This is a genomic window from Paenibacillus sp. FSL H8-0280 (assembly GCF_045040665.1).
GTDB classification, from domain to species: Bacteria; Bacillota; Bacilli; order Paenibacillales; family Paenibacillaceae; genus Paenibacillus; species Paenibacillus xylanexedens_A.
The window spans coordinates 3893847-3919566 of the sequence record NZ_CP150296.1; the positions used below are offsets into that span (position 1 = coordinate 3893847).

The following is a 25720-nucleotide window of genomic DNA, read 5'->3' on the forward strand; positions in this document are numbered from 1 at the left end:
TTAATCACATGAATTTTCATCCTGAAGATTAATAGAAATGAGGTGATGTTATGAACCACACTGTCTATACGATGAGCAAACCTCCCGTTCCAAAATCACACTTCATTCAATGGCATAACCTGATACGTGCGGTCTGGATCGGCGGTCTTGCGGTATACATTATTCATTTGAATTCAAGTGACTCGCTTCATTATTATTTGGCGCCGACCATGCAAAAATTGCTATTATGCTGTCCTGTTCCCTTATTGTTTATTGCCGTTATCATGGCCTGGCACGGACTGTTCGGTAGAAACGAGGTTCATTGCGACTGTGAGCATCCACCACCTTCCGGATTCCTACGCAGCTCAATGGTATATGGTCTGATTGCCATACCCTTGTTGCTGGGGTTTCTGTTACCTGATCGGGCTCTCGGCAGTTCCATGGCCAGTCAGAAGGGAATGTCTCTCACTTATGCCCCTCCCGAAATTCGTCGCAAAGAGCCTTTACCTGATCCGGCAACGCAATTGAATGTACAAGATCTCACGCAAAAACCAACGGCTGTTCAGGCTGCTTCGGCTACCAAAGTACAATTCATTCCCCCAGACGAGTATAGCCGCGAATTCGCTGAACTGGCGGAGAAGTTGTATGCAGAACAGGTCATTCGAGTCTATCCTGAAATTTTCTCTGAAACCCTCGGCACGATTGATATGTTCCAGCGACAATTTGCAGGCAAAGATATCTCCTTAACTGGGTTCGTTTATCGGGACAAAAGCATGGATCATGAATCACATTTTGCGCTGGGACGATTTCTCGTCATGTGTTGCCCTGCTGATGCCGCTCCCTTTGGCGTGATGATTCACATCCCAGAAGCGGATAGCTTCCCTACAGACAGCTGGGTTCAAATCGATGGCAGTATCGGCTCTGCACAGGTGAATGGTAAGGATACGATTGAGATTCGGGCAACAAAGGTGACACCTGTGACTGAGCCATCCACACCTTATATTTACACCAATGCGGACTCGGTGATGGCGTATGAGAAAATAAAGAGCCCGTAGTTGCTCGCAATAACTAACAGCGTACTTTTCAACGATAAAAAGCCCCAAAGCTATGGATTACATCGCTTCGGGGCTTTCATGTTCAGTCAGGCATGAGATTACATCTCGTCTGCTCTGATTGTATTATTCCGTTACGATATCATGAACCAATACAGGCGCATCGGCATGATCCGCAATCGTAATGTTTTCTTTGATCTTCGCGATGACGTCTGCTACGTCTTCGCGATTGGCATGGATCGTTACGAGGGACTCACCAGCTTTGACTGGGTCACCCACTTTTTTGTTCAGCATCAGACCAACCGCGAGATCGATCTCGGACTCTTTTGTTGCACGGCCTGCGCCGAGCAGCATTGCTGCAGTTCCGATTTCGTCAGCAACGATTCCGGCAACATAGCCGTCTTTGTCTGCTGGCACTTCAACCAAATATTGTGCTTGTGGCAAACGATCTGGATGATCCACAACCGAAGCGTCTCCGCCTTGGTTTGCCAAGAAATCTTTGAATTTCTCCAGTGCTTTACCGTTCTGGATCACTTCTTTCAATTTCTCCTCAGCGTGCTCCAAGGAATCTGCCTTGCCAGCAAGGAATACCATTTGACGTCCAAGTGCCAGACACAGTTCTTCCAGATCTTTTGGACCTTTACCTTGCAGGGTGAGGATGGCTTCTTTTACTTCAAGCGCGTTACCAATCGCCAGGCCCAGTGGTTGGGACATATCGGAGATAACAGCCATCGTTTTACGGCCAACATTGTTACCGATGCTTACCATGGCATGTGCCAATTCTTTGGCATCTTCTGTTGTTTTCATGAATGCACCAGCACCCGTTTTAACATCCAATACGATTGCATCAGCACCTGCTGCAATTTTCTTGCTCATGATGGAGCTGGCGATCAGTGGAATGGAGTTAACGGTAGCTGTTACGTCACGCAGTGCATAGAGCTTTTTGTCTGCAGGCGTAAGGTTACCACTTTGTCCAATAACTGCAACCTTGTGTTCGTTTACGAGACGAATGAACTCTTCTTTTTCAAGCTCTACGTGGAAACCAGCAACGGATTCCAGCTTGTCTGTTGTACCACCCGTGTGACCAAGTCCACGTCCGGACATTTTGGCAACAGGTACATCCAGCGCAGCAACAAGCGGAGCCAATACCAGTGTTGTTGTATCGCCTACTCCTCCCGTGGAGTGCTTGTCTACTTTGATGCCTTCAATAGCGGACAGGTCAATCGTTTCACCGGAATTTACCATCGACATTGTCAGATCGGCGCGTTCCTTGTCTGTCATATCTTTGAAGAATACTGCCATCGCCCAAGCGCTGACTTGATAGTCGGGGATTTCTCCTTGTGTGTATCCTTGAACAACAAAATCAATCTCAGCCGTTGTCAGTTCTTTTCCGTCGCGTTTCTTAGCAATAATGTCTACCATTCTCATGATGATCTCTCCTCGGGTAAATGATTTGTATAGAACACTTTGTACTGGGACCGTTCCGGCTCCGGATCGTTCCTCCGATCGCTGTTGTCTCCAAGTTTTTTTGATCCATTTTGCAATGGGGAAAACTCGGAGACAAAGGCGAACGCTAACGCTTCTTCAGAATCGATTCCGGTTCCTTCACTCCGTGCTTAAAACAAAAGTTTCGATCCACATCAAATGATTATGAATATAATATGCAACAACATCTTGTTGTCATCCTACAAAACACTTTGTGCAGCAACCGTTCCGGCTCCGGATCGTTCCTGTGATCGCTTTGCTTCTTCAGTATCGGTTCCGGTTCCTTCACTTCGTGCTAAAACAAAATTTCGACTAAAATCAAATGATTATGAATATAAAATGCAACAATTACAGTGTGATTGCTGTGTCCAGGGCAACTACCATCATGTCATTGAACGTTTTTTGACGTTCTTCGGCAGATGTTTCTTCGCCTGTCAGCAAGTGGTCACTTACCGTCAGGATGGTCAGTGCGTTAACACCAAACTTGGCAGCGATAGTGTACAATGCTGTTGTTTCCATCTCTACGCCGAGTACGCCGTGTTTCATCAACTTCTCGGTTACGGAACGGTCATCGCGGTAGAAAGAATCGGAGCTGAACACGTTACCAACATGAATCTTCATACCTTTAGCTGTTGCACGGTCATATGCTTCTTTCAGCAGGGAGAACGTAGCGATTGGTGAGAAGTCATAACCACCGAATACGTGTTTGTTCATGCTGGAATCTGTACATGCTGCTTGTGCAAGGATAACGTCACGTACACGTACATGCTCCTGCATACCGCCACAAGTACCCACACGAATCAGGTTTTTTACGCCATATTCGCTGATCAATTCGTTAGCATAGATTGCGAAGGACGGAATTCCCATCCCTGAACCTTGCACCGAAATCCGGTGTCCTTGATATGTACCTGTGTATCCGAGCATTCCACGAACCTCGTTGTAACATACAACATCTTCAAGGTACGTATCTGCAATATATTTCGCGCGCAAAGGGTCTCCTGGCAATAGGATCGTTTCTGCGATATCCCCGGGTTTTGCTCCAATATGTGTACTCATGAATGAATCTCCTCCAGTTATACAAATTAGTCTATTATGATGGCAGGACCGGAGCAGCCCAAGCTACTCCGACCTCCCCTATCCAGTTTTTGAAAAACTTATTTCAAATCCTTCAGGAAACTGGTGCCGTGTTCCGGCATTTTCACTCCAAAGTTCTCGGCTACGGTTGCGCCAAGGTCAGCAAATGTGCTGCGCAGATCAAGCTTTTTGCCCTCGCTGAAACGCGGAGAGTAGGCAAGCAGTGGTACATATTCACGTGTATGGTCTGTACCACGGTATGTTGGATCGTTACCATGGTCAGCTGTGATCAGCAGCAGATCATCATTGGTCATTTTGGCAAAAATCTCTGGCAGCCGTGCATCATAGTCTTCAAGTGCCTGAGCATAACCTTGCGGATCACGACGGTGACCGTACAGGGCATCAAAATCAACCAGGTTCAGGAAGCTGAGTCCAGTGAACTCTTCATCCATCGTTTCAGACAACTTGTCCATGCCATCCATGTTAGAGACGGTACGAACAGCCTTGGTTACACCTTCGCCATCATAGATATCTGCGATTTTACCCAAAGCAATCACATCAAATCCACTATCTTGCAGTTCATTCATAACAGTACGACCAAAAGGTTTGAGTGCATAGTCATGACGATTCGCAGTACGTTTCCAGTTACCCGCTTCACCTACAAATGGACGTGCAATAATGCGGCCGAGCATATACGGATCTTCAAGTGTAATTTCACGGCAGAACTCACAGATCTCATACAGTTCTTTCAGGGGAACAACGTCCTCATGTGCTGCAATTTGCAGAACCGAATCCGCGGATGTATAAACGATGAGCGCGCCAGTTTCAACATGCTCTGCACCCAGCTCATCCAGAATTTCCGTGCCGCTGGCCGGTTTGTTACCAATCACCTTGCGGCCCGTTTTCTCTTCAATGCGCTGAATCAACTCATCGGGAAAACCATTCTCGAACACACGGAAAGGTGTATCAATGTAAAGACCCATCAGCTCCCAGTGACCTGTCATTGTGTCTTTGCCTCTGGATGCTTCCTGCATCTTGGTGTAATACGCTTTAGGTGCATCCGCTACAGGGACACCCTCAATTTCTTTGATGTTGGACAGTCCGAGACTGGCCATGTGAGGCATTTTCAGACCTCCGCGTTCACGTGCAATGTGACCAAAGGTATCTACATCAAAATCATCAAATTCTGCTGCATCCGGCGCTTCGCCGATCCCTACAGAATCCATAACGATCAGATGTACTCTTTTGAATGTTGACATAAACTAAGCACTCCTTCCAATAATCCGGTTTACAAGAACAGTCCAGTAATGATCGCTGACAGCACGCTGACAAGCGAAGCACCGTAAAGCAGTTTCAGACCGAAGCGGGCGACCACATTACCTTGCTTCTCATGGAGTCCCTTCACCGCACCAGCAATGATACCGATGGAGGAGAAGTTGGCGAACGACACGAGGAAGACGGATACGATCCCCGTTGTTCTGGCAGACATTGCAGTCTCCTTCAAATTAAGCATAGCTACGAATTCGTTGGATACCATTTTGGTTGCCATAATACTTCCTGCCTGAATCGCTTCTTTCCATGGAACACCCATGATGAAAGCAAATGGTGCAAACACATAACCAAGTAGCTCCTGGAACGAAATGCCAAGCACCGCGCTGAAAATTCCGTTAACAAGTGCGATCAAGGCAACAAAACCGATTAACATCGCAGCTACGATGATAGCAACTTTGAATCCATCCAGGATGTATTCGCCGAGCATTTCGAAGAAGGACTGTTTCTCCTCTTCCTGTACTTCCAATATATCTTCTTCCTCTGTAACCTCATAAGGATTCACAATCGAAGCAATGATAAAACCGCCAAACAGGTTCAGTACAAGAGCTGTAACCACATATTTCGGCTCGATCATGGTCATATAAGCACCAACAATCGACATCGATACCGTGGACATCGCCGAAGCACACAAGGTGTACAGCCGATGTTTTGGCAACAACCCAATTTGTTTTTTCACAGAAATGAAAACTTCAGATTGCCCCAATACAGCCGAAGCAACCGCGTTATATGATTCCAGTCTGCCCATTCCGTTGATTTTGCTTAATACCAGACCAATATATTTTATAACAAAAGGCAAGATTCGGATATACTGCAATATACCGATAAGGGCAGAGATGACAACAATCGGCATCAATACGCTGAGGAAGAACGGTGCCCCCCCGCTTTCGGCACCTACAGTAGTCAAACCCCCAAATACAAATGCGATACCTTCATTCGCATAGTCGAGTAAACTTTTAAATACGGTCGCGAAACCGCCAATTAAAAAAGTACCCACTCCTGTATTCAACAGAGCATAAGCTAGTATAACTTGCAAAACAATCATGATAGCCAGCGGCCGGTAACGAATCTGCTTTTTGCCGTTGCTTGCGATATAAGCCAGTCCAAAAACAACGAGTAAGCCGATAATGGCAATTAGAAATTTCATTTGATTTCTCCTTTGAAGGTAGTTAAGCCGGATGTGAAAATTCAGCTCAAAGGTTTTTCATGCGTGTAATGAAATAAACCTTTCAGAAAACAAGTAAAGCGCTTACAACAAATTCGTTTTATATCAATTTCAGGTTAAAAAAATAAAGAGGCTTTTTCAGGCTTGAATCTTGTTCTCCATATTAATGATTAACATGAAGAACAAGTTCAATCCCGTGAGGCAAAGCCTAGATGTTATCTAACGAGTCAGATTGCAACGAATTAGTAAGACGATGAAGACTGTTCGCCCTGCATAATCTTCACGCCAGAACTTGCACCGATACGTGTTGCACCCGCTTCGATCATTTTCTGCATATCTTCCAAGCTACGTACGCCACCGGAAGCTTTAACGCCAACATCAGGACCTACAGTACGACGCATCAAAGCGATATCTTCTGGCGTTGCTCCACCTGTGGAGAAACCTGTAGAAGTTTTAACAAAATCAGTTCCAGCTCGCACAGCTGCCTGACAAGCACGTACTTTCTCTTCATCCGTCAACAGACAAGTTTCAATAATAACTTTCACCAAAGCTTTACCCGCAGCCGCTTCAACAACAGCACGAATATCTTGTTCAACGAAATCATCTTTGCCATCTTTCAAAGCACTGATGTTGATGACCATATCGACTTCAGTTGCACCTTTAGCAATCGCATCTTTCGTTTCGAAAGCTTTTGTCTCCGATGTAGATGCTCCCAGAGGGAAACCAATAACGGTGCAGATATCTACGCCAGAACCCTGCAACTGCTCAGCAGCATAAGCAACCCAGCCTGGGTTAACACATACGGAAGCAAACTGATATTGCTTTGCTTCTTCGGTTAACTTGGCCATTTCACTTTGCGTTGCGTCCGCACGAAGCAACGTATGGTCGATCATTTTAGCTAATTGTGGTGTAGTCAATTGAATCTCTCCCTTATCTGAACTAGTTATTTTCTATACCCTTACACTAACATGAACATATGTAAAAATCAACTTGAACTTTTGTTCACAGTTACACTTGTATTTCTTCTTCGTTATATTTTCTTCCTAAAAAAGCAAAACATCCGCCCTTTTTGCGTGGCAGATGTTGTCATCCATATCCATTTGAAATTAAAATCGAAGTAATGCCTGCGCTGTGTACTGGTCCGTCACCAGAATATTTGCGTAATGACCTTTGAGCGCGGCGTGAATGGCTTCAATTTTGCGTTGTCCCCCGGCGACAAGGATTGATTTTTCCTTATTTCTCAACTCGGCTAGATCAATTCCAACGGTTCTGCTGTTAATTTCTTCACTGATCAACTGACCTTCCGCGTCGAAAAAGCGTGAACAAATGTCACCTGCACCGGAGTTCATCAGCAATTGTTGCTCTTCTTCATTGAAGTAACCGAGCCTGAACAATAATGCATCTTCTTTCACAGTACCCACGGTAAACAAAGCAATGTTGGCCTGTCTGCCAAGTTCCACGATTCTGCCGATATGTCGATCCGCTTCCACCATGTTTTTTACTTCAATGTTGTCGAAAATCACAGGCAGCGGCAGATACCTTGGTACCGTATGGAATGCCTCAGCGAACAAATGAACAATCTCAGCGGCATACGTATTGACATGGGAGTGGCTTACGCCCCCCTTCAATTGCACGACTTCGACACCTTTGACCTGCTTGGGACGAAGTTGGCGTGCTACAGCATGCATGGTTGTTCCCCAAGTCACCCCGATAATATCTGCATCCTGAACCGTCTCTTGAAGATAATCCGCTGCTCGTTTACTGATATGCTTCTGTATTTCCTCATCACTCTTCAACGGGGCAAAACACACAAGTGCCGTATCCAGATCATATTTCGACTTGAGTTCTCCGGCAATGATGTCGATATCCTCCAACGGGTCCATAATTTCAATCCGCACGTATCCACGATCTTTGGCGTACTGAAGTAATCTTGACACCGTTGGACGCGACACGCCCAACCTTGCGGCAATATCCTGCTGGCTATAATCGGATTGATAATACAATTTCGCTGCTTCAATGCTTAATCGTTGCTTCTCCAGGTCCATTCCCATGTGCGCTCATCTCACTCATCCTATTGTCTTTGGAAAATAAATACTCGTCCTGTATATTATACATGGATTGAGTATCTGGTCACCATATAGCATCCAATTCAGTATCATGATCGATCCATTCATATTCATATCCCTTTCTGACGTATAAAACGGGGGAAACGATGCATACTACTGCGGTCGCTTCATCATTGCCAAGATCGCTTCACCCCATTAATCGCACAGAGAGGAAGAACTACATGTCTACCTTATTGTATATTACTGCCCATCCTCATGATCATGAAACCTCCTTCAGCATGGCTACGGGCAAAGCATTTATTGATGCGTATCGTGAAAGTCACCCTTCTGATGAGGTCGTTCACCTCGATCTGTATCGTTCGGATATTCCGCATATCGATGCGGATGTCTTCAGTGGTTGGGGCAAACTGCAATCGGGCAGTGATCTGACTGCCGAAGAGCAGACCAAAGTAAGCCGTTTGAATGAACTGTCGGATCAATTTGCCGCAGCAGATAAATATGTTTTTGTAACCCCGATGTGGAACTTCTCGTTCCCTCCAATTCTGAAGGCTTATGTGGACTCGATCTGCGTAGCTGGCAAAACATTTCGTTATACCGAACAAGGTCCTGTTGGACTGTTGTCTGACAAAAAAGCGTTGCATATTCAGGCTCGCGGTGGCATTTATTCCGAAGGCCCAGCGGCTCAGATGGAATCCGGTCATCGTTATCTGAGTATTATCATGTCTTTCCTTGGCGTGCCGAAGCTTGATGGCATTTTTGTTGAGGGGCATAACCAGTATAAAGATCGAGCGGATGAGATCAAGCAACAGGCTATAGAGCAAGCACGCACTTTCGCAAAACAGTTTTAAGAGAGGTAGTTCAAAAAGTCCGCTTTTGATTACGAATGATGCCTAGTGGCATCATTCGCAGTGTAGTAAACAATTAAATTAGAGCAAAAATAAAACCCGCGTGGACCTTGGGGATAATCCCAGGAAACACGCGGGTTTTCAATGTATAATCAACCTAGAGCTTATTGATGTCCAGCGCTGGCACGGCTCATGGTTTCAAGTTTACGTGTGATCGCATGACGGTCTACTTTCAATCCCCAGATCATTTCAATAATCTGCTCTTTCTCCTCAGGACTGTCGGCATGTTTCAGTTGCATTAACAGATCATGCATTTGTTCATTAATGCCTTCAAATTGAATCCATAAATCCTGTCTTACCTCTTTGGAATCCAGATGATGATTCGCATCGACTTCTTCCTTCAATGCTTGCAGAATAGCATCTTTCCATTCGTCATCACCTAGCTGTTTCGCAATGTTCAGGAGATCCAGATAATCGTCAACAAGAAGTGAGTTCAATTCAGCATGTGTTTTCATCGTTTATTGCATCCCCTTTTCGTCTATTTACCAAGTATTATACTCGGTATTTCAGGATATGCAATAGCTGTCGGAAAAAGTTGATTTATGTAGCCTGTCCCTTCAACCTGTGAACAAGCAAATTACACAAGACAAAACCGATCAAAACATACACACCGATCATCCCCACAATGCCTATCCATCCAAGATGACTGTAAAGCAGTCCACCTCCTGTTCCACTTACGCTTGAACCAAGATAGTAGAAAAATAAATACAACGCATTGGCCTGGGATTTGTGCTGATTGGCCACGAGTCCAACCCAGCTGCTTGCGATGGAATGACCGCCAAAGAAACCAAAGGCAAACAGGGCGAGTCCGATAATTTTGACCCAAAGCGCTGGATGAACGGTACAGACTGCACCAGCCAGAATAATGCCCAGCGCGATTCCAAGCACATGTGATCTACCGTAACGATCGGCAAGCCTGCCCATCCAGGTACTGCTCACTGTACCCATCAGATACACCACAAAAAGACTCCCAACGATGGACTGGCTAAGATGATAGGGTTCACCCGTTAATTCAAAACCGATATAGTTGAACAAGGTCACGAATCCCCCCATCAGGAGAAAACCGAGTCCATACAGGCATAACAGCCTTGGATTGCGACATTGTGACCACAAAAGAGGTATTGGATTTTTGAATCCAGGTGCAGCTTTGACAAAATGACGGGATGGCGGGATAACAAGCCAAAAAATAACGGCTGCACACAGTCCAAGAATACCAATGAAACCCACAGCAGCGCGCCAACTGAACCAATCTGTCACCACACCGCTGATGAAACGGCCGGCCATGCCTCCTATCGAATTGCCACTGATATATAGGCCCATAGCATAACCAAGACTTCTAGGTTCAATTTCTTCTGACAAATATGTCATGGCTATCGCTGGCAACCCCGCGATTGCCACACCCTGGAGAATACGAAGCAGAAGAAGCTCCGTATATCCCGGGCTGAATGCACTTAGCAAAGCAATAACAGAAGATATTACCAGTGCTGCTGTCATAATAAAGCGTCGGCCCACTGAATCAGATAAGGACCCGATGAACAGCATCGTCAGCGCCATGGCGATCGTTGTAACCGATAACGTAAGACTGGCGTGTGTCGGCGTAATGGAGAATGCGTCGCTAATCTCAGGCATCAGGGGCTGGAGGCTGTAGAGCAAAGCAAAAGTGACAAAACCTCCGGCGAACAGTGCAAGGCTAATGTTACGAAACGTCTTAGTTCCCTGCTGAATCATGGATGTTCCAACTTTCTCAGTAAGAAAGCTTCTTGGATCGACTGTGGTCTGATCGCCGGTCAGTGAAGCCTTCCGTTTATCGTTATTTGGTGAACAGTTTCCGCTCCATATGGGTCAGAAACTCATAACCATCTGGCGTTACAACAATTGTATCTTCGATTTGGAACCCACCAGCACCTAGCTCGTAATATGGCACCTCAACACATAACACCATACCGGGCTCCAGTATCCGCTGGTCACCCGGGGAGAGGGTTATATCATCGTACAGTTCCAACCCGATGGCATGTCCGACATGCTGACGTCGGTAATGCGGAATCCCTTCACGTTGTACACGAGATACTGCCGCATGGAATACTTCCGACGCCTTGACGCCAGGCCGCACGGTTTCAAGTGCCGTCTCCCATCCACTTTTGACCGCAGCAAAATGTTTTTTCATCCAAGCGGTAGGCTCCCCTGCAACAACCGTGCGGCCCGTATCTCCCCAGTATCCTTCCAGCTGCAGGCAAAGATCGAAACGGATCTGATCTCCGGTCTCAATCGTATGAAAATAATTTTCGATGAGTGGTAATGCGCTGCGTGGCCCTGCCCCTACCGCTGTCATTGCCGGAGTTCCACCTGCTCTCATCACAGCCAGACGATAATGATCGGCAAGTTGCTTCTCATGAACACCTGCTGCAATCAGGTCAATCAGCTCCTGCTCAATCCGTTCATTTAATTGAGCAGCCTGACGCAGTTGCTCGATTTCGAAAGGTGTCTTGACCAGACGGATTTCTCGGAACAGCTTATATGCAGGAATTACCGGTCTGTCAGGAGCCTCCTCCTTGATTCTCGTCAGAATATCGGGAGCGATCCGCATCTCATCGATGCCAATCGGCTGATCTTCGATCTCAAGCTGTTTTAATGCTGCCTTGAGTGCTTCAACAGGACCTGGATGAATAACCGTCGTTTGCAGGAGAGAATAGAACAGATCAATGTCGTCAGTGGAAGGTTTGCCTTCAATTGAACCTTCCACGAAGAAATCACTGTAAGCAAATATATCTACCCCTGTAATACCGAACTGAGCTACAACGCCCAACCGATTCGTCGGAATGACGATACAAGGCTTTGCAGATCTGTCGGCAGGTAAAACCGCATAAATCTGCATAGTCCAGTTGCTTGCACGCAGCTGGGACCCGATGACATAGTGAATGTTCTCTGGAGTAGTTGCAATCAGGGCGCTTAGCCCTTGAGTTTTCATCATTTCTTCCGCCCGGTCCCGGTTCAGACCTGAGCTATGGGATAGATGCAGTGAATTATTCATTTTGATCCAGACCTCCTTTTGTTTTCCTGCGACCAAACAAACTCTCAAGTCCTGGTACAGAGCGCAGCACTAGTTTAATCGTCATAAACAGAGCCAGCGCAAAAGCGATCAGAACTACAGACACTACGGCAATCGTTGGGTCCTGCCATTTCTCCATATACAGGAATAGCTGTATTGGCAACGTGTAGCTGTCCTGACGGAGCAGCAGCAGTGCAGCCTCGACCTGATCAAAAGTGAAGACAAAAGCAATTGACCCTGACAGAAGCAGGGATAGTCGGAGCTGTGGCAGCGTAATTGTGAAAAAGATACGCATCGGCCCTGCGCCAAGGTCCGCGGCAGCTTCCCGATGAGCCGGGTGCAGATTGGCTAATGCACTGCCCACAAGAGTGAGCACGAATGGAAGTACAATGACCGCTTCACCCAAAATAAGTGCAAACAATCCGCCAGCAATATGCATTTTCGAGAATAAAATCAAATATGCGATACCCAGCGTAATTTTTGGCATAACCATCGGAGACACAAAAAATGCCCTTAAGATACCCGAGCCCGGGAAAGGGTATTGCACGATTGCTAGCGCAGCAAGCGTACCTGTAATCAATGCCAGCAGAACCGCCCCTGTAGAAGCAATAAGGCTGTTCTTGAATGCATCGAGAAACTGGGTCTGCTCACTCAGATTGGCATACCACTTCAAGGTGAGACCTTCCGGGGGAAATTTGCTGGCTGAACCTGAGCCTACAGATGTCAACATAATCATGAGCAGCGGCAGCAGCAAATAAATCGCTACGGCGCCCACAAAGATATAGAGCAGCAGCTTGGTGCCCCTGTTCGACTTAGCCATACGCCTGACCTCCCTTACGGGAACGACGGAACATCAACATTTCCGCCCCTTTATTCACAAGCAATGAGACGACGATGGAAGACACAAGCAGAAACAGACTGGCAACCGCAGCCATCGGCCAGTTGGTGTCCAAGGTTCGCTGATATATAAACACCGGAAGTGTCATGACTCTTCCCCCACCGATCAGTTGAGGTGTGGTGAATGCGGTGAGGCATAACGTGAACACAATCTGTACCCCGCTTGCGATACCTCTTGCCGATAAAGGCAGGGTAATGGTCAGGAACGTTCTCCAGCTGCCCGCCCCCAGATCCTGAGCAGCTGCTTTTAAAGAAGCGTCACTTTGGGACAGTACATTCAGGATCGGGAAGACCATAAATGGCAGGAAAATATGGACAAGGGCCACGACAACACCTGTCTCGTTGTATATCATGCTGAACCCTTCCTCGGTTAGCCCCAGACGGATGAACAGCCAGTTCATGAAGCCCTGTTTGGACAACAACAGCTGCCATCCATAAGAACGTACAACCGCACTGACAAGCAGCGGAAGAAACGTGAGCAGCAGCAACAACTGTTTCATGCCAGGCTTCTTTAGACCCGCTATGCAGTAGGCCAGCGGATAGGCAAGTAGAAGGCTCCACAGCGTAACCTTGAAGGCAATGCGAAACGTCGTGCCAATCAGCTTCCAATAATAAGGGTCGGACAGAAAAGCACGATAAGCTCCCAAATCCCAACCCCGAATAAGCTTTCCATTCTCATACATATCAAAGCTATATCTGCCAAAGATCAGCAACCCGCCCAGATAAACGATGCCCATCAGAGCAAGCGCAGGCAACAGAAGCAGCAACCGGGTTACCCATGTGCGGTTTCCAAAGGAATACAGATTCACGATCCGTTCCGCGATCCGGTTCATATTCTTGCCCCATTTACACGGTCATCAATGGGTTCGGATAACAAGAGCGCGTCCTCTGGGTCAAAGCCAATTTGTATTGGCTCACCTGGACTATAACGTGAGACTCCCCGCTGATGCAGTACACTGGCCTGTACCAGAAAACCTTCAGCAATCTGCACACTGTATCGAATATTTGCTCCACCGTACACTGCTTCAATCACATGTCCATTCAGCTTGTTCAGGCAATGAGTTGCATCTTCTCCAAGTCGAATATACTCATTGCGGATCGATAAGGAATGTCGTGCTCCCGCTTTCGGTACGGCATTTCCACCACTGACTTTCACTAGTAATGGCTTGCCGAAGCATTCTACCCGAGTTCCATTCACATCATGTCCCAACACTTCCGTCTCGAAGAGATTGGTATCTCCAATGAACTTGGCTACGAAGCTATCTGCCGGTCTTTCATAGATTTCATCAGGGGTTGCATATTGCAACAGCTTTCCGGCGCGCATGACACCAATTCGGTCAGACATATTCATGGCTTCGCTCTGGTCATGCGTTACAAAGATAAACGTTCCGCCGAATTCGCGCTGTATGCGTTTTAGTTCTCGCTGCATATCGAGACGCAGTTGCATGTCCAATGCCGAGAGAGGTTCGTCAAGCAGCAGCACTTCCGGTCTGTTGATCAGTGCGCGAGCAATGGCGACGCGTTGGGCCTGCCCCCCGGACAGCTCGGATACCGCACGCCTGCCATAGTCTCCGAGCTGGACCAGATCAAGCATTTCACCTACCTGCCGTTGGATATCGGCTTTTGGTAACTTCTTCACCTTTAGCCCATAGGCAATGTTGTTGAATACGTCCATATGAGGGAATAGCGCAAGCTGCTGAAAAATCATATTGCTGTTGCGTCCATAGGCCGGAATGCCGGTAACATCCCGGCCTCCCAGCATAATGGTGCCCTGATCCGGTTGCTCAAGTCCGCCAAGCATGCGCAGCAGTGTTGTTTTGCCACAGCCACTCGGACCAAGCAAGGAAACGAACTCTCCCTTTTTCACTTGGAGTGTTACTTGATCAACGGCGGCTCGTTCACCATAAGTCTTCGTGACTTCCCTTGTTTCAATGGATATGGTCTCTTGTCCGCTGCTCATCTCTGATTCCATCCCTTCCATTCCGGATTCAGAACAGAACCCGGAATCGTTGTGTGCCTGACAACAATCCTTTTTATTGAAGCTTTGTTTTCACGAGACGGTCCCATAGTTCTTTCCAGGAAGAGCTGTTCTGTGCAAGCACATCCCAGTCTGGATTAATGCCGTTACTTTGCGTTTCCACGGAGAAGGAAGGATCATCCTTGTACTTGTCCGGAACTGCAGCTGTCGTACTGGTTACCGGCGTACCCGTTGCTTCTGCATATTGTGACAGCGCTTCTGCGCTCAACAATTCGTTGATAATTTCGTTTGCAACACGTGTCTGCTCTGGTGTTGAGCCCTTCACGACCTGAAGTGTGTACGGGAAGGAGATGGCACCTTCGCTCGGATATGCTACGGCCAGTGGAGAACCGCCATCAATCCATGTCTGTGCAACCTGTGCACTGAATGGGGCAATGAGAGCATCACCTGACTCCAGAAGTGCCTTCAGCTGATCATTGGATGAAACCAATGTGCCAATCTGGTCACTGCGATCTGCCCAGAACTGGAAGGCTGGCTCGGGATTTTCATAGGATGCGCCAATCTCTTGACCTTTGGTAGCAATAAGTGGGGAGATATAGGAGTAGAACATGTAGTCCCAGAGCGCAGTTTTTCCTTTGAACTCCTCGTTATCCCATAGATCGTTCCAGCTGGTAGGCGGCGTTTTCACCAGGTCTTTGTTATACACCAGGGCGAAGCTTGAAACGCCCCAGACCACACCTTTATTGTCTGGCTTGTGGAAGGACTCCGGAATATCCTTGATATTAGTAACGAGGCTTGTATCCAGTGGCTCCCACATGTCATCATTTAAGCCTTTAGCCGTTGCATCTGCATTGAAGTAACCGAAGTTAATCACCGGATTGTTGGCATCAGCCTGCTTGCCTGCGACCATCTTGGGGTACATTACCGAATTGGAGGATTCCTCAAAGGTGACTTCAACGTTGGGATGTTCTTTCACATACTCGGCAACCACTTCTTTCGGAACGACATCCTGATTGGAGCCAGCCCAGATAAACATCGTCAGCTTAACTTTGTCTCCGCTTGCTCCTGAAGAGTCGCTCTCTCCGGCAGTATTACTTGAGCTGTCTGCTCCACCGCAGGCGGAAAGCACCAATGTACCGGCCAGTGTCAGAGAGGCGAGGCTGAGAAAGCGTTTTTTATATGATTTGAACATGCAAATTCCCCCATCCATGTAGTTGGTTTACCGATATGACAGAACTAGATAGTCTCCATACACTTGATCAATGCAACCCTATTTGCTGGCGTAACCCTTCCATAATGTCGGATATCTCCCGTGGATCTACAGATAGGGAATCCTTATACTTCTCCTCGACAACGCCCATGGTCTGACGCTTCAGGTAGTCTCTTAGTGCAAGCGGAGCATTCAGCAACGCCTGATTCAGCGTTACCTGCATCTCATCGCTCCATATGTCTTCAAATTGCTCCCGCGCCTTGCCATAGGCGAATTCCTCCTGCTGCCGCGTTCGCTTGGCTCGCATTTGTTCCGTATCGCTCTCGTTCAGCTCCAGGCCGTCAATCACAACACCGTATAACTCAAGGGCTTTCTCCGGGGATACCAGCCCACTTCTTACATCCTCCAGAACTAGGCTTGGGTCACGTTCAAGTGGATCACCATATCCGCCTCCACCTTGCGACAAGAACGTAACCGTTTCTCCAGGTTGAAGCAGCAGCTCATCAATTCTTCCCAGATGATGCTCACTTGCTCGCCCAGCATTAAGAATCGCTTCTCCATGTGAACCTACGCCGCCACCGAGCCTGCCCCAAGGCTGGAACTCCATACGCTCCATGTTTCTGGCCGTCATCACCGTATCCGGTGTTAGAATTCTGACACATAAATCAATTCCGCTTCCGCCACGGAAGGTTCCTGCACCTGCCGAGTCAGCACGAAGGCCGTAATGCTCGATCAACACAGGCATCTCGGATTCCACCGTTTCCGCAGGAATATTCCGAAGATGACCGACCGCAAAATCCATGCCATCAATGCCGTCTTTCATCGGCCTAGCTCCCGAACCTCCGCAGATCGGCTGAATTACGCCCACCTTTTTCTTGCCATCGGATGCATCTGTCATCGCCATCATGACGATGCAGGCTTGTCCAGCTCCTGCCGCGGGAACCATACTTCCCTGAGCTTTCCCCAAAGCACCCGTGATAACGTCCATCAGCCGAATAAAGGTCGCGGCGCGTGCCCCAACTGCTGCCATCGGCTCCGGGTTAAGTACGGAAGCAGGCGGCGCGTAATTTCGCACCATACGAATCATGCCCGAATTCCAAGGAATCGTCGGATCGAGCGTACGGAAATAACGAATAAGTGCGGGCACCAGCATGTAATGCCCCTGTTGGTTGTGGGTAGGAATGTTGAATGAAGCTCTGACCTGAGGATCGGTTCCGCTAAAGTCCAGATGAATCTCACTGCCTGCAATCGTCATTTTGCAGCGCAACCGGATAGGATATCCCCCTGGTCCTTTCTCCAGATAGTCCCAGAAGTCATAGGAACCGTCCGGGATATCCTGCACGATAACACGTGCCTTCAGCTCGGCATATTCCAGCAATTGTTCGATGCCCTGCTGAATTTTTTCCACGCCATAACGTGCAATGAGTTCCTCCAGCCGCTGCTCTCCCCGATTCAATGCAGCCATAAGCGCTTTGAGATCACCGAGATTTTGCTCCGGAATTCGGCTGTTGTCCAGAAACATACGCAGGATCTGCTCGTTCAGAACACCAGCTTCATACAGCTTGACTGGTGCAATTCGAATGCCTTCCATATGAATATCGTAGGCGCTGGGAGATACGCTCCCCGGTACCTTGCCGCCCACATCGGATGAATGAACAAAGCACATGCCGTAAGCGATGATTCGCCCTTCGTGAAAATAAGGCTTGATGAGATGAATGTCTGGAAGGTGTGTGACCATGCCTTTAGTGGAATAAGGATCATTACATATGACGAGATCCCCTTCTTTCCAGTCTTCAATGCTGTTAATGGTCTCAGCAGCAGGGATGCCCAGAGACAGATTGTACCCCGTCTCCAGCGGTGACCCGAACGTTTCCCCGGATGGAGATAAGAGGTAGGTTCCAAAATCGCCCGTTTCTTTGACAAAAGCGGTGAATCCTGTGCGCAGAACAACATTCGCCATTTCTTCCACGGCAGCTTGAATTCGGTTGTTAAAAATCTCAAGAAAGACCTTGTCGCCGATCATGCTTCCACCTCCCCAATCACGTTCCCGTGGACATCCCGGTATACCTTATATTCAGGCGGGATAAAGATCGTTGTATCATATTCCTCCACAATAATGGGCCCGAGAATAGGGGCATCCACCGATGGAATCTGTCCTCTTTTGACTACCTTCGCTGTCTGCTGTACATGGTCAAAAGTAATGATCCTATCTTCCACTTCACTCTCGTCGAATGGCAAATCTACCGGATCTACCGTGTTACGGGTAGGCAAAACACCAACAATGGTCGCTCTAAGACTTACAAACATAACCTCTGCCTCTGGCTGACTAATGCCAAACACGTTTTGGTAAGACGTATGGAATTTAATCCCTGCCTTCTTGGGATCTTCAATTTCTTCCAATGTCAGCGTGACCTCGAGATCAAAGGCCTGTCCCTCATATCGCATATCCGCACTGTATAAGCAATAAATATTGTCCAGCTTGACACCACCACGGGCTTCCTCATCAACCCAGTTACGTCCCTGGTTTTCCAATTCAGTGAAAAGAGAGCTTAATTCGCCAGACTCCAGAGTCTGGGTGCTTTTGTGTAACGTATGAACGAAATCATTGCGAAGATTGGCGACCGTGCAGCCCATGGCACACAGTGTTCCCGGAGATGGCGGGATCAGCACTCTGCCGATGCCTACCTCGCGTGCCATCAGAAAAGCATGCATTGGGCCAGCTCCACCATATGCGAGCAACGTAAAATCGCGGGGATCAACGCCCTTGCGAGCCATGAGGGGAGAAAACTGGGCATACATATTGGCGGTTGCCACATCAAGAATGGCTTGCGCAGTCTGTTCGGCATTCAGTCCAAGCTTCTGTCCCAGATTGCCCAGAGTACGCTCTGCAAGTTCGGGATACAGACGCATTTGTCCGCCAAGGAAACGGTCAGCATGCAGGATACCGAGCTGTAGATAGGCATCTGTGGTTGTCGGCTCTTCTCCCCCGCGCTGATAACATGCCGGACCGGGGTTGGCTCCCGCGCTGCGTGGCCCCACCTTGAGTACGCCTACGGAATCAAGCCAGGCAATTGAACCACCACCTGCTCCTATAGCCGTTACATCAACAGCAGGAATGATGACAGGAAAATCTCCAACTTTGTTCTCGGATGAATAGGCAGGTTCTTTGTCAATAAGGGCGACATCAACACTTGTCCCACCCATGTCGAATGTGATGACCTGATGAATGCCCGCTCGTTCAGCAATATGGGTCGCGGCGATTACACCGGAAGCAGGCCCGGACAGAAGCGTACGTACCGGCTCATTAGCCGCTCTGGCAGCCGTCATAATTCCACCGTTGGACATGGTCGACAGCAAGTTAGCTTTGAGGCCGTACGCCTGAATCCCTTCTTGCAGACGCAGGAAGTAAGACCCCATCCGGTCACCTACATAAGCGTTCATGGCCGTTGCGAGTGTTCGTTCGAACTCTCGCTGTTGTGGCCAGATGGCGCTGCTTCGGCAGATGAACAGTTGCGGATAACGCTCCCTGATCAGATCTTCCGCAAGCTGCTCATGAGCAGGATTCACATAAGCATGTAAAAAACTGATCGCCAAAGCGGTAACGCCATCCTCCACCAGCTCATCCACAGCTTTCAACAGTTGTTCCTCATTCAGTGGCTGGAGTATGCCTCCACTCGCAATGACCCGTTCATCGACTTCCTTAACGCGATGTCTCGGTACCAGCGCATCGGTCTTGTCACCATACAGATTGGTTGTATCCTCAAGTCGCAACCGGCGGATTTCAAGAATGTCACGGAATCCTTTAGTGACCAGCAGACCTGTAACTGCGCCATTTCGCTCAATCAACGTGTTGACGCCAAGCGTTGTTCCATGCACAAACAGATCAATCTCATGAATATTCACGCCACTAGCCTTCAACTGATCAAGTGCGTTAAAAATCGCCTGTTCCGGAGCTACTGCAATCGATGGCGTCTTCAGCGCCGCAATCACCCTGCCCTGATGGTCCATCACCAGCGCATCCGTGAAAGTACCTCCGATATCTATGCCTAGACGGTAGATTGTGTCCACAAGCTCAACTCCTTTATCACCGGGTCTCATTCTGGGAATGTTATTGGTTTTGCATGGCGAAATAACGTTTGACATCATCGATCATTTGGTTAATATGATTCACCATTGCCGCTTCAGCCTGCTCCGGAGAGCCCGCTACAATAGCATCCAGAATCTGCTGATGATCCACAACTAATTCACTTCCTACTCTCCGGCGAATATACGCTGTTTCCAGAAAATCGCGGCTTGTCTCCCATACCAGTTCAACCGCATGCAGAAGAATTTGGTTTTGCGCAGCATAAGCCAGCAATCTGTGAAACTCCCGGTCCTCCTCGTATGGTATAATATTCTTGGAAAGCAATTCATGCTGGTTGTTAATCGATGCTTGCAACAGTACTATGTATTCTTTCGAGGCACGCTGTGCTGCCAGGGAAGCGATTTCTCGCTCAAGTGCCCTTCTGGCAACGAGAACATCTAGCAGAGCCTTTTCCCCGGAATGGTTCAGCATCTGAATTAACTGTGAGTTCACGCTTTGTTGCTGCAAATCTTTTTCCAACGTCTTCATTCGATCCAGACCCTGTTCGGTCAAAGTTCTTCCCTTGCGACCTTCCAGAACTGTAAAACCTTCAACATCCATCTCCATAAGTCTTCTTCCGATGGTTGCCTGACTCAGACCATACGTTTTGCCCAAAGTATGAACCAACGTACTGGCCCCGATGGGAGCGTTAGCGTCTCGAAGCTGCTTCAGCAGTTCGTATTCCAACTCCATTTCGTTTAGCTCAGGACCCACTGATTTCACCCCTCTTAGATACTTAATTGTTTTTAATCTTCTATCTTATTGTTGTTACTCACTGATGATTAACGTTAGTATACCTTGCAGACATCACAATTTCAACAATTCTCATCAAAATAGTGCGAATTATTTCCTCAGCTATACTGTGCTCCTTTTCAATTCAAAATCAAAATTAAAAAAGAGCATTTCACATCCTTTATTCCAGCGTTTATCTGGAGGATGCAATCTGCCCTTAAGGTATCAGGACTTGAGTTGTTGCAGCAACTGCACACGGTAGGCTTCACTTTCAAGGGATTGAATTTCCTTATATTCTTCAGCAGTTAACACTTTGGGTTCCCCCGCTGCCTTGGCGATCATATATACCTTCGCGCTTTCTTCCACCACTTGGGTGCGGTAATAGGCTTCGCGGAGGTTTTTACCCGTTGTGACCAATCCGTGATTGACGAGAATGAGTGCCGTATGTTCTGCTACCTTTGCTGAGACTGCATCGGCAAGTTGTTTCGTCGTTGGCAGAACGTATGGAACAAATCCGATATCGCCCACCAAAGCGGACTGATCAGGGAACAAGTGTGGCAATTCATCGAAAACGAGACTAAGTGCGATCGTATATGCCGGATGCGTATGCACAATGGCTTGGATATCAGGGTTCACACGATAACTGTACAGATGCATCAATACTTCGGAAGAAGGACGTGTTGTTCCCGCACGAGTCTCTCCTGTCTCGATATCAATGGCGATCCATTCGTCAGGCTCCAGATCCTCAAGTGCATAACCGCTCGGAGACAACAACATCGTTCCCTCAGAGCGAGCGCTCAGATTCCCACCAGGTCCGACTACCAGTCCTTGAGCAACTGCTCTCCGGGCATACTTCGTTAACTCTTCCCTTACTTGTTGTTCAGACATGTCTTCTCCACTCCTCATGCTTTTCTTTTTAGCACTTTGCATCCATGCTCAGTTCATTGAATCTGTTCATTACCTTTTGATTTGATTCAGACTTTGGTAGCTTTCATAAGCTTCCTGCCACAGCTCTGTATCCTCAGGCTCATAGGTCTCGGGGGAAAAGGAAGCAGCCATGACCTCCCGTACCTCGGCCAAGCTACTCACTTCTCCATGTGCAAGGAATTGCAGCATGCAATTCCCGGCTGAAGTCGCCTCTGCCGGGCCTGCCACCACCGGGACACCGGCTGCATTGGCTGTAAACTGGCATAGTAGTCGATTGTGCACACCGCCACCAACCATATGAATGACACGAGGTCTTGTACCTGTAATCAATTGCAATTCATCCAGCGTCTGTCTGAATTCCAGTGCAAGACTTTCCAGAATGCAGCGCACAATCGCTCCAGTCGTTTCGGGTACAATCTGTCCGGTGAGACTGCATTGTTGCCGTATTCGTTCAGCCATATTCCCTGGCGCCAAATATACGCCATCTCCCGGCGATACATAACTCTGATGCGGCGTTGCCAAGGTAGCCAGCTGAATCAGCTCTTCATGTGTAAAAAGTTGATTCTCCCGCTCCCATTGCCGTTTGCATTCCTGTAGCAGCCACAGGCCTGAACGATTTTTCAGGGTACGTACTTTGCCACTTACCGTCCCTTCATTGGTGAATCCGAGTGTACGACTTCGGTCATCCAATACAGGTGTATCACGCTCCACCCCCATAAGAGACCAGGTACCACAGCTGATAAAAGCGAAGTCCGAATCCATCGCAGGGATTGCTGCCAAGGCAGATGCCGTATCATGTGAGCCCACAGAGACTACCTGCATCGGTCCAGTCCGTAACTCGGCGCACAACTCATTTGTTAAATCGCCCAGCACGGTACCCGGTTGAACGAGTTTAGGAAATAATGTTTCCGGTATACCAAGACGTTCGATCAGATTTTCATTCCAACGCGCCTCGCCTGCATGCAACAGCCCGCTAGTACTTGCAATCGTATACTCACAAGCCTGCTGACCGGATAGATAATAGTGAAATAAATCTGGCATAAATAACATGCGCACATCCGGACGCAAACCTTCGGCCTGCTCTCGTAAACTGCCTAGCAGTTGAAATACTGTATTGATTTGCTGCGGCAGAACGCCAGACATGGCATACAGTTCTTCTTCTTTCACTATGTGCAGAACTTCTTCCATCCACTGTGCGTTGCGTGCTTCCCGATAGTGACGTGGGTTCGAGCACAACCTTCCCGCACCATCCACCAGTCCATAGTCCACTCCCCACGTATCCACTGCTATAGAACGGACCGATGGAGAGACGCCTTGCGTCCCTTTCACAATGCCTTGTTTTAATTCATGAAAAAGTCGCAAGAAATCCCAATACAATCCGTCCCCCAGCTGCACGGGTTCGTTGTTGAATCGATGCACTTCTTGTAACGAGAGTCTGTTTCCATCAAAAGAACCCCGGACTACACGTCCACTCCCAGCGCCGTAATCGGCAGCAAGCACATGTGTTGCTTGATTGCACATTCTACCAAGCCTCCTTAACTCTACCCGATAAGCCGTATTCGAGTTTTGAACACAGCTTTCAAGAGAACGCCATGTTACCTCATTTCACAGGGAACATGGCGTTTGACAGGTATGGAACTTTTTTAACGATACAACGGGCCAAACACACTGCAAGCACGGTAGTCTGCACTCTCCGGCTCACTTGTGCCGAACAATCCCCATGCACGCGGACGGAAAATCTCCGATTCTGGGACATTATGCATATTTACCGGAATACGAAGCATGGAAGCAAGCGTAATCAGATCAGCACCGATATGTCCATACGAGATGGAGCCATGGTTGGCGCCCCATTGATTCATGACCTCGTATACGGAAGTAAACGCTCCCGATCCGGTTAGAACAGGTGCAAACCAGGTGGATGGCCAGGTTGGATCTGTTCGCTGATCCAGCGTATCATGCACCTCTTCAGGCAGATCGACCGTGTAACCCTGAGCGATTTGCAACACTGGACCCAGTCCTTTGACCAGATTCAGACGTGTCATCGTTACAGGCATGCCACCTTTGGTCAGAAAATCCGCTGAATAGCCACCCCCGCGGAAATACTCTACGGATGCAGGTCTCCACGATGTTGCTTTTAGGCAGTCCTGAACTTCCTCATCTGTAATTTCCCAGAATGGCTTGAGTACAGGCTTACCATCTCTGGACTGTTGCCCAGTGCCATCCAAGGCTGCGGAACCGGAGTTGATTAGATGCAGGATGCCATCCTTTGCGTTTCCTTCCAACTGATGTCCCGTCACACGCTGTACCGAATCAGGACTCCAATACGTACGCACATCAGCAAAGATCTGTGCCGTATGTGTCAGCAGCGAACCGAACAACATGGACACTCCATTCAAGCTATCATTCTCTGTTGCAACCAGATAAGGTGCACGTTTGCCATTCCAGTCAAAGGAAGAGTTTAATATCGACTCCAGAAAATCTCCATTCGGAGAATGATCCGTCCACTGCCGTTGTCCCTGGAAGCCGGATACAATCGCGTGGTGACCCATCGACTCCTCTGTAAAACCAAGCTCTGCCAATCTTGGGTTGCCCGCCATCAAGTCACGCACGATTTGGGTCATTTTCACAACGGTTTCCCATTCGTACTCTTTGCGTTTGCGATCCGTTTGCAGATGGGCAGCGTTGTTGTCCGGACCCTCGCTACAATTCTCCTTCACCCAGGCCAATCCGAGCTTATACTCCTCGGGGTCGTAGATTTCTTCTTCGATACGACGAGTCAATTCGCTCATATCCACATATTCATTGCGCATGCCCAGATACTCCTGGAAAAATGAATCGTTCACAATCGAACCTGCAATCCCCATGGATACCGATCCAATGGACAGATAAGCTTGCCCTTTCAAGGTAGCGGCTGCCAGACCCGCACGGCTGAACCGGAGCAATTTCTCACGCACGTCCTCGGGAATTGTTGTATCCCCCCCGTCCTGAACATCCTCTCCATAGATTCCAAAGGCCGGAATCCCCTTCTGTGCATGAGCAGAAAGTACCGCTGCCAGATAGACTGCACCCGGACGTTCAGTCCCGTTAAAACCCCAGATAGCTGTAGGAATGGATGGTGACATATCCATCGTTTCCGTACCATAACACCAGCATGGTGTCACGGTGATCGTTACGCCAACGTTGGAACGGCTGAATAGTTCTGATGCTGCGGACGCTTCGGCCACTCCGCCAATACAGGTCTCGGCCACAACACATTCCACCGCGGACCCGTCAGGATAACGCAGTTCGGCCGCAAGCAGTTCCGCAACAGACGTAGCCATCCGCATCGTTTGCTCTTCCAGTGACTCCCGAACACCCTTGCGTCTTCCATCAATCGTGGGACGAATACCAATCTTGGGAAAAGCCTGCTTATAACGATAATCCTGATGTGTCATACTGGAATGTCCTCCTTCAATTCGTTTCATAGAATTTGGGTTGAATTGAGAAACCTTCTGTCTGATCCATGTGCAGTAATTGGAATAAGATAATGACGGAGATATAACCGATACCCGAGTTGCACGCAAGAGCTGCATACACTGATTGTCAAGAGCCTTACTTGAGATTGAATGCGTTTACATATTTTAAAAAATAACAATAAACCACTTCATTAATTAGCTATGTATGTAGTTCCTCTATTCAAGAAAACGGAACGTGCATGAGCAAATTTAACGAAATGGTTTATGTAGTAAATACGTTCATTACCCTTTAGGGTT

At 48.1% G+C, this 25720-nt stretch carries 21 protein-coding genes; 2 read left to right on the forward strand and 19 right to left on the reverse strand.

Annotation, left to right across the window (positions count from 1 at the left end; translation table 11 throughout):
- Window positions 1-50: 50 nt before the first annotated feature.
- Complete coding sequence (locus MHI12_RS16980) at window positions 51-1034, forward strand: TIGR03943 family putative permease subunit (RefSeq protein WP_405169832.1); 984 nt, start codon at window positions 51-53, stop codon at window positions 1032-1034.
- Between the two features lie 123 nt (window positions 1035-1157).
- On the opposite strand, the gene MHI12_RS16985 is transcribed toward MHI12_RS16980, so the two are convergent.
- The 6 genes from MHI12_RS16985 to MHI12_RS17010 form a co-directional block, all read right to left on the reverse strand.
- A complete protein-coding gene (locus MHI12_RS16985) occupies window positions 1158-2459 on the reverse strand; it encodes a pyrimidine-nucleoside phosphorylase (protein WP_036613808.1) in 1302 nt (433 codons plus the stop codon).
- Window positions 2460-2864: 405 nt separating this feature from the next.
- Window positions 2865-3572: a purine-nucleoside phosphorylase gene (deoD, locus tag MHI12_RS16990; RefSeq protein ID WP_017688193.1), complete on the reverse strand. Its 708-nt coding sequence runs from the start codon at window positions 3570-3572 to the stop codon at window positions 2865-2867.
- Window positions 3573-3670: 98 nt separating this feature from the next.
- Window positions 3671-4849 carry a phosphopentomutase gene (deoB, locus tag MHI12_RS16995; RefSeq protein WP_124115150.1) on the reverse strand — a complete coding sequence of 393 codons (1179 nt, stop codon included), beginning with the start codon at window positions 4847-4849 and terminating at the stop codon, window positions 3671-3673.
- A gap of 29 nt (window positions 4850-4878) precedes the next feature.
- Complete coding sequence (locus MHI12_RS17000) at window positions 4879-6066, reverse strand: NupC/NupG family nucleoside CNT transporter (protein ID WP_036613804.1); 1188 nt, start codon at window positions 6064-6066, stop codon at window positions 4879-4881.
- A 260-nt stretch (window positions 6067-6326) separates the two neighbouring features.
- Window positions 6327-6977, reverse strand: coding sequence for a deoxyribose-phosphate aldolase (gene deoC / locus MHI12_RS17005; protein ID WP_405173013.1), 651 nt, complete (start codon window positions 6975-6977; stop codon window positions 6327-6329).
- Window positions 6978-7190: 213 nt separating this feature from the next.
- A complete protein-coding gene (locus tag MHI12_RS17010; RefSeq protein ID WP_062836066.1) occupies window positions 7191-8129 on the reverse strand; it encodes a sugar-binding transcriptional regulator in 939 nt (312 codons plus the stop codon).
- A 242-nt stretch (window positions 8130-8371) separates the two neighbouring features.
- On the opposite strand from MHI12_RS17010, the gene MHI12_RS17015 reads away from it, so the two are divergent.
- On the forward strand, window positions 8372-8998 hold the full coding sequence (locus tag MHI12_RS17015; protein ID WP_074095370.1) for an FMN-dependent NADH-azoreductase: 627 nt from the start codon (window positions 8372-8374) through the stop codon (window positions 8996-8998).
- Window positions 8999-9159: 161 nt separating this feature from the next.
- On the opposite strand, the gene MHI12_RS17020 is transcribed toward MHI12_RS17015, so the two are convergent.
- From MHI12_RS17020 to MHI12_RS17080, 13 genes are all read right to left on the reverse strand, one after another.
- Window positions 9160-9510, reverse strand: a complete 351-nt coding sequence (locus tag MHI12_RS17020) for a hypothetical protein (protein ID WP_036613800.1) — start codon at window positions 9508-9510, stop codon at window positions 9160-9162.
- An 85-nt stretch (window positions 9511-9595) separates the two neighbouring features.
- The gene (locus MHI12_RS17025) at window positions 9596-10783 is read right to left on the reverse strand and encodes an MFS transporter (protein WP_405169833.1); all 1188 of its coding nucleotides are present in this window, start codon (window positions 10781-10783) and stop codon (window positions 9596-9598) included.
- 82 nt (window positions 10784-10865) lie between these two features.
- Window positions 10866-12083, reverse strand: coding sequence for a M24 family metallopeptidase (locus tag MHI12_RS17030; RefSeq protein WP_405169834.1), 1218 nt, complete (start codon window positions 12081-12083; stop codon window positions 10866-10868).
- Window positions 12076-12921, reverse strand: coding sequence for an ABC transporter permease (locus MHI12_RS17035; protein ID WP_405169835.1), 846 nt, complete (start codon window positions 12919-12921; stop codon window positions 12076-12078). Before MHI12_RS17035 ends, MHI12_RS17030 begins: the two co-directional genes overlap by 8 nt.
- Complete coding sequence (locus MHI12_RS17040) at window positions 12914-13831, reverse strand: ABC transporter permease (protein ID WP_339193614.1); 918 nt, start codon at window positions 13829-13831, stop codon at window positions 12914-12916. The genes MHI12_RS17035 and MHI12_RS17040 overlap by 8 nt, the downstream gene beginning before the upstream one ends.
- Window positions 13828-14958, reverse strand: a complete 1131-nt coding sequence (locus MHI12_RS17045; protein WP_405169836.1) for an ABC transporter ATP-binding protein — start codon at window positions 14956-14958, stop codon at window positions 13828-13830. The genes MHI12_RS17040 and MHI12_RS17045 overlap by 4 nt, the downstream gene beginning before the upstream one ends.
- Window positions 14959-15031: 73 nt before the next feature.
- Window positions 15032-16168, reverse strand: coding sequence for a PotD/PotF family extracellular solute-binding protein (locus tag MHI12_RS17050; RefSeq protein WP_405169837.1), 1137 nt, complete (start codon window positions 16166-16168; stop codon window positions 15032-15034).
- A 67-nt stretch (window positions 16169-16235) separates the two neighbouring features.
- Window positions 16236-18209 (reverse strand): hydantoinase B/oxoprolinase family protein, encoded by a 1974-nt coding sequence (locus MHI12_RS17055; RefSeq protein ID WP_405169838.1) that lies wholly within the window; start codon window positions 18207-18209, stop codon window positions 16236-16238.
- Window positions 18206-20254: a hydantoinase/oxoprolinase family protein gene (locus tag MHI12_RS17060; protein WP_405169839.1), complete on the reverse strand. Its 2049-nt coding sequence runs from the start codon at window positions 20252-20254 to the stop codon at window positions 18206-18208. The genes MHI12_RS17055 and MHI12_RS17060 overlap by 4 nt, the downstream gene beginning before the upstream one ends.
- A gap of 40 nt (window positions 20255-20294) precedes the next feature.
- Window positions 20295-21023 carry an FCD domain-containing protein gene (locus tag MHI12_RS17065; protein ID WP_235193939.1) on the reverse strand — a complete coding sequence of 243 codons (729 nt, stop codon included), beginning with the start codon at window positions 21021-21023 and terminating at the stop codon, window positions 20295-20297.
- A gap of 243 nt (window positions 21024-21266) precedes the next feature.
- Window positions 21267-21929 (reverse strand): class II aldolase/adducin family protein, encoded by a 663-nt coding sequence (locus MHI12_RS17070; protein ID WP_405169840.1) that lies wholly within the window; start codon window positions 21927-21929, stop codon window positions 21267-21269.
- Window positions 21930-21998: 69 nt separating this feature from the next.
- Window positions 21999-23489 carry a rhamnulokinase family protein gene (locus tag MHI12_RS17075; protein ID WP_405169841.1) on the reverse strand — a complete coding sequence of 497 codons (1491 nt, stop codon included), beginning with the start codon at window positions 23487-23489 and terminating at the stop codon, window positions 21999-22001.
- A gap of 122 nt (window positions 23490-23611) precedes the next feature.
- Entirely contained in the window at window positions 23612-25402 is a 1791-nt protein-coding gene (locus MHI12_RS17080; RefSeq protein ID WP_405169842.1) for an L-fucose isomerase, read from the reverse strand.
- Window positions 25403-25720 lie beyond the last annotated feature (318 nt).